Annotated in this window: 7 protein-coding genes; all 7 read right to left on the reverse strand. The window is 56.9% G+C overall.

Annotated features, from left to right (window positions below; all coding sequences use genetic code 11):
• On the reverse strand, positions 1-917 hold a 917-nt coding region (locus ACILQA_RS09630; protein ID WP_395629497.1), incomplete at its 3' end, for an ABC transporter transmembrane domain-containing protein.
• 41 nt (positions 918-958) lie between these two features.
• A complete protein-coding gene (locus ACILQA_RS09635; protein WP_395629498.1) occupies positions 959-1,228 on the reverse strand; it encodes a hypothetical protein in 270 nt (89 codons plus the stop codon).
• A 9-nt stretch (positions 1,229-1,237) separates the two neighbouring features.
• Positions 1,238-2,302, reverse strand: coding sequence for an AI-2E family transporter (locus ACILQA_RS09640; RefSeq protein WP_395629503.1), 1,065 nt, complete (start codon positions 2,300-2,302; stop codon positions 1,238-1,240).
• A 64-nt stretch (positions 2,303-2,366) separates the two neighbouring features.
• Positions 2,367-3,311: a signal peptidase I gene (gene lepB, locus ACILQA_RS09645; protein ID WP_395629499.1), complete on the reverse strand. Its 945-nt coding sequence runs from the start codon at positions 3,309-3,311 to the stop codon at positions 2,367-2,369.
• Positions 3,308-3,718 carry a holo-ACP synthase gene (gene acpS, locus ACILQA_RS09650; RefSeq protein WP_395629500.1) on the reverse strand — a complete coding sequence of 137 codons (411 nt, stop codon included), beginning with the start codon at positions 3,716-3,718 and terminating at the stop codon, positions 3,308-3,310. The genes lepB and acpS overlap by 4 nt, the downstream gene beginning before the upstream one ends.
• The gene (locus ACILQA_RS09655; protein WP_395629501.1) at positions 3,715-4,455 is read right to left on the reverse strand and encodes a pyridoxine 5'-phosphate synthase; all 741 of its coding nucleotides are present in this window, start codon (positions 4,453-4,455) and stop codon (positions 3,715-3,717) included. The genes acpS and ACILQA_RS09655 overlap by 4 nt, the downstream gene beginning before the upstream one ends.
• Positions 4,452-5,033, reverse strand: coding sequence for an orotate phosphoribosyltransferase (gene pyrE, locus ACILQA_RS09660; protein ID WP_395629502.1), 582 nt, complete (start codon positions 5,031-5,033; stop codon positions 4,452-4,454). Before pyrE ends, ACILQA_RS09655 begins: the two co-directional genes overlap by 4 nt.
• Between the last annotated feature and the right edge of the window lie 53 nt (positions 5,034-5,086).

Genomic DNA, 5,086 nt, shown 5'->3' on the forward strand with positions numbered 1-5,086 from the left:
AGCTGCGCCAACAAGGTGTTGACGGTGACAACGTCGCCAGTTGTAAACTGGCCGCGCGACCAGCCCCAAACGACATAGCCCATGGCGCCCGCCATCATCAAATTGGTGATCAGCGACTGCCCGATATTCAGCGCGGCAAGCGAGTTTTCCGATTTGACGGCGGCATTTGCATAATGATGAACCACCTCAGCATAGCGGCGTGTCTCACGCTTTTCGGCGTTGAAATATTTCACCGTTTCATAATTGAGCAGACTGTCGACCGACTTTGCGACCGTCTGGGTATCCAGCTCGTTCATTTCCTCGCGCAATTTGTTGCGCCAGTTGGTGATGACGGTGGTGTAGGCGATGTAGCTGACCACCATGATAAGCGTCGCCGCAACCATGCCCCAACCAAATTCAATCTTGAAATATGCGGAGACCAGAACGAGCTCAAGCAAGGTCGGCGCGATGTTGAACAGCAGGAAATAGAGCATGATATCGATGCTCTTCGTCCCGCGTTCGATAACCTTGGTCACCGCGCCTGTCCGGCGGTTCATATGAAAGCGCATCGATAGATTGTGCAAATGGCTGAACACATTTTCGGCCAAGCGGCGCGTGGCCTCTTGCCCGACGCGTTCAAAGACTACGTTGCGCAGATTGTCGAACAAGACGCCGCCAAAACGTGCACCCGCATAAGCGGCCACGAGCGCAATCGCGATCGCGACGCTGTCTTCCATGCCGGGAACCATGCGGTCGATCGCCTGGCCATAGACCCACGCCATGCTCAACTGAATAAGCTTGGACACCACAACCAGCAACAGCGCAAACACAATGCGCGCGCGCAGGCCCGTCTCACCCTTTGGCCATAAATATGGCAAGAAGCGCCGCATCACGGCGAAATCGGGCTTGGCATCTGAACTGGGGGCTAATGGAGGCACAGGGGCCGTATAATTAGATTAAGCGAAAGCGCAAACGTCCTTCATGTGCGACCCGAAAGCAACAACCATGTCGCGACCGCGTTAATACCCGTATACACCCCATAGGTCAGCGCGACCGCCAACGAGCCGTCATGTGCGAACCAAAGCGCACCCATCAGCAACGCCAGTTCGATGGCGTAGCTGCCATAGGGACGGAAATGCGGGCTGAAGTAACGCTTGGTTTCTTCAACGAAGGGATGTCCGGATTCTGAAACTGCCTTGTGCATGGCAAAATTGGCAACGCCCATCACGAAGCAGACAATCAGCAGCATAAAATTGCTTTATGGTCCTTCGCGGATGGCGCGCGCTTCATTGCGTTCCGATTGCCGTTCAAGCGCGACCTTAATCATCGCGATAATGGGGTCCGCCAGTGCAAGACCCAATATGCCAAACAAAGCGCCAAACAGAATCTGCGCGCCAAGGACAAGCGCTGGCGCGAGATCGACTGCCCGTTTGGCGACCATCGGCACAATCAGATAGCCGTCGACCATCTGGACCACGAAATATACGAAGATCGCATAAAGACCGACATCAACACCCGCCGAAAATCCGACGAGGATGATAAGTGCGCCCGACACGATAGCGCCGATATTGGGCAAAAACGCCAACAGTCCCGTCAGCACACCCAAAAGCGCCGCCATAGGTACGCCGCCAAGGCTGAGCAATATCCATGTGCCAAAACCTTCCACGGCCATGCCGAGCAACCGGCCCGCCATCAGGCGGCGCAACACGCTGCCCATTTTGGCGGCGGTGACATAGAAATGCTCGCGCTCGGACAAAGGCAGCATCCATGCGACGCCGCGTTCATACATACGTGGTTCGGCGGCGATGAATATGGCGAGGACCAGCATCATCGCCATGTTGGTCACGGTGCCAACCACCGATGAGACGGCTTCAGTAACGCGGCCGACGGAGTTCAAAATCTGCGTACCGAAGCTTTTGACATCTTCTGCCGATATGTTGAATCCGGCAGCAGCGATGCGGTTGCCGATGGTTTCAATCTGCGTTTCGACAATAGCCTGAAGGCTGGCGGCCTGCGCGGCAAGTTCGGATCCCGTGAAGACAAATGTCCAATACATGAAACCGAATACGGCAAGCACAACGATGGTCAGGCGGATACCGCGCGGGATCGGCAACACCCGGCCAAGCAAACGTGCGCCGCCATCAAGCATCGCCGCAAGGACAAGGCCGCCCATGATGAGCAATAGTGGCTGGGCTAACCATACAAGTCCGAAAACAAGCAGCGTCATGCCAATCCAGACCGCCGCCCGTTTGATCTCGGTACGGATTATGGGGTCGTAAAGCTCTGTCGGGCCTACCTCTTCGCGAAATGCGTCTTCCCGCACCGCAGTTTTTCTGCGCGCGCGCCGTGTCTTAGCGGGTTTTGCGGCAGGGGTGTCTTGCGCGATATCATTCACTTGAACGGACCTTTTTGGGACGCAGGCTGGTGCCCGCGCGGTCACCGCGCAGCGATGAAATCCACGTTGCCGGGTTCAGGCCAGTGCTGCCATCGACAGAGAAGGTAATGATTTCCGCACGGCCGCCAATGCGGTCCCACGAGACAGGACCGCCAAGGCCACCCAGTGCCTCTGGCACGCGGCTGTCCGAGCTATTGTCGCGGTTGTCGCCCATCAAGAACACATGGCCCGCAGGTATTTTTACAGGTTCCATATCATCGGTCTCGCGTCGGCGGGCATCGATGGTGTCATATTGCACGCCATTGGGCAGCGTTTCGCGAATGACGGGCAAATGGCATGTCATGACGCCATCATCGCCGCGCGTCAGCGCGCCCGGGAAATCATAATCATTGCATGGATTATTGGCATCGACAGGCAAAACCAGATTGGGCTGGGTATCTTGCCTCACGGGCTTGCCGTTCAGGAAAATCTGACCTTCGCGCAAGGCAATCGTGTCACCGGGCAGGCCAATGACGCGTTTGATCCAGTCCTGATACTTGCCCTTCGGCGTCAAAATCACAATATCGCCACGGGCTGGCATTTTCCCCCAGACCCGCGTCTCGCTTTCCGGAAGCGGGACGGCCAGCGCCTCCACTTCTTCGCGCAGCACCAGCCAGCGAAATATCGCGACCGGATTGGGAATGGTGGGCGACACATGGCTCCAGCCATAAGGATATTTGCTCACGAACAACCGGTCACCCACCAGCAATGTCGGCATCATCGATATTGACGGGATATAAAAGGGCTTTGCAATGAAACTGTGAAACGCAAGAACGGCCATCAACAGCCAGAACATCCCTTTGATTTCCGCCCAAGCAGCAGAGGCCAAGCCGCGTTTTTCAGGGGCTGGAGTGGACGGGACATTGGGGTCGATATTGTCGGTGGTCAAACTGGTCATGCCTTTTGCGATGGTAACGCTTCGATAATGACAAATGCCTGCGCCCATGGGTGGTCATCAGTCAGTGTCAGATGAATATGGGCTTCATAGCCCGAAGGAATCATTGCGTCGAGCCGCGCTTTTGCGCCGCCCGTCAGCGCCAGCGTTGGCGCGCCGGACGGCGCGTTGACGACGCCGATGTCTTTCATGAACACGCCATGTTTGAATCCGGTTCCAACAGCTTTGGAAAAAGCCTCTTTGGCTGCAAAGCGCTTGGCATATGTGCCCGCCCGCGTGAATGGTCGCTTGCCAGCCTTGGCGCGTTCGATGTCGGTAAAGACGCGCTTTTCAAACCGTTCGCCAAAGCGCTCAAGCGAGTTCGCGATGCGCTCAATATTACATAAGTCGGAACCAAGCCCGATGATCACCGCGCGAGGTCCATTAACGTCCGCATCTTCCGGACGCTTTCCTCCAGACCAATGAAGATTGCCTCACCAATCAGATAGTGCCCGATGTTGAGTTCGGCGAATTGGGGAATGGCGGCGATGGGTTGGACATTTTCAAATGTCAGACCGTGGCCAGCATGTGGTTCGATGCCATTTTTAGCCGCAAGTGCGGCCGCGTCCGCAATGCGGCGAAGTTCTATTTCGCGCTCTTCACCTTCTGCATGCGCATATTTGCCCGTGTGAAATTCAACGACGGGCGCTTTCAGGCGGATGGCCGCTTCAATCTGGCGGGCGTCGGGTTCGATGAACAAGCTTACGCGAATGCCCGCGTCCGCCAGCCGCGTGACGATGGGCGCGAGATGATTGTGTTGCCCCGCGGCATCCAGCCCACCCTCGGTCGTGCGTTCTTCGCGCCGTTCGGGAACGATGCAGGCAGCATGCGGCTTATGCCGCAGCGCGATTTCCAGCATTTCGTCGGTTGCGGCCATTTCCAAATTAATGGGCAAGCGGATTTCCCGCATAATCGCATCGAGGTCAGCGTCGCGAATATGCCGGCGGTCTTCGCGCAAATGGACGGTGATGCCATCGCCGCCGGCTGCCTCGACCATATGTGCGGCGCGCATCGGATCGGGATGCATTCCGCCACGCGCATTTCGGATCGTCGCAACATGGTCGATATTGACGCCAAGGCGCAGACGAGACGAATGCTCTATCTTCATAGCTTCCTGCTACCGGGCTTCACCGCCTCGGTCGCCGCCAATTCGGGCGGCAATTCATCGGGTGCATAGGTTGGAAAGTTTAACTGGATCAGGGGGAAGAAGGGTACACCGAGGTCGACGGTGCCTGCGGAACGGTCCACCACTGCGCCAGCGGCGATGACATGACCGCCGGCGGCTTCGATCGCGGCAATAGCCTCACGCGATGAAAGGCCGGTCGTTACGACATCTTCCATCATCAGGATTTTGGTGCCGGGTGCGATCGCAAAACCGCGCCGCAGACCAAAGACACCATCGGGGCGTTCCACGAACATCGCATCAACGCCAAGTGCCCGCCCCATTTCATGGCCTATGATCAGGCCACCCATGGCCGGGGAAATGACGGCTTCGATCTCGTTTCGCAGCTCGCGCGGCATTTTTTGTGTCAGTGCCAGGGCAATGCGCCCCGCACGCTCGGGGTTCATCAGCAGGCGTGCGCACTGAAGATAATAAGCGCTGTGGCGGCCCGACGACAGCAGGAAATGTCCTTCGAGCAGTGCGTCGACGCTACGGAATTCAGATAATATTTCATCTTCGGTCATGATGGGGAGATTTTTCCTGGCTGGCGAATGTTGTGTTTTGCATCTTCCGTTTA

Origin of the sequence: Sphingorhabdus sp. (assembly GCF_044239005.1) — a bacterium.
Lineage (GTDB): Bacteria > Pseudomonadota > Alphaproteobacteria > Sphingomonadales > Sphingomonadaceae > Sphingorhabdus_B.

Excerpts from the sequence above, each read along its gene's own strand:
- ACILQA_RS09635 (WP_395629498.1), bottom strand. The coding sequence starts at position 1,228 with ATGCTGCTGATTGTCTGCTTCGTGATGGGCGTTGCCAATTTTGCCATG.
- lepB (WP_395629499.1), bottom strand. The coding sequence starts at position 3,311 with ATGACCAGTTTGACCACCGACAATATCGACCCCAATGTCCCGTCCACT.
- ACILQA_RS09655 (WP_395629501.1), bottom strand. The coding sequence starts at position 4,455 with ATGAAGATAGAGCATTCGTCTCGTCTGCGCCTTGGCGTCAATATCGAC.
- pyrE (WP_395629502.1), bottom strand. The coding sequence starts at position 5,033 with ATGACCGAAGATGAAATATTATCTGAATTCCGTAGCGTCGACGCACTG.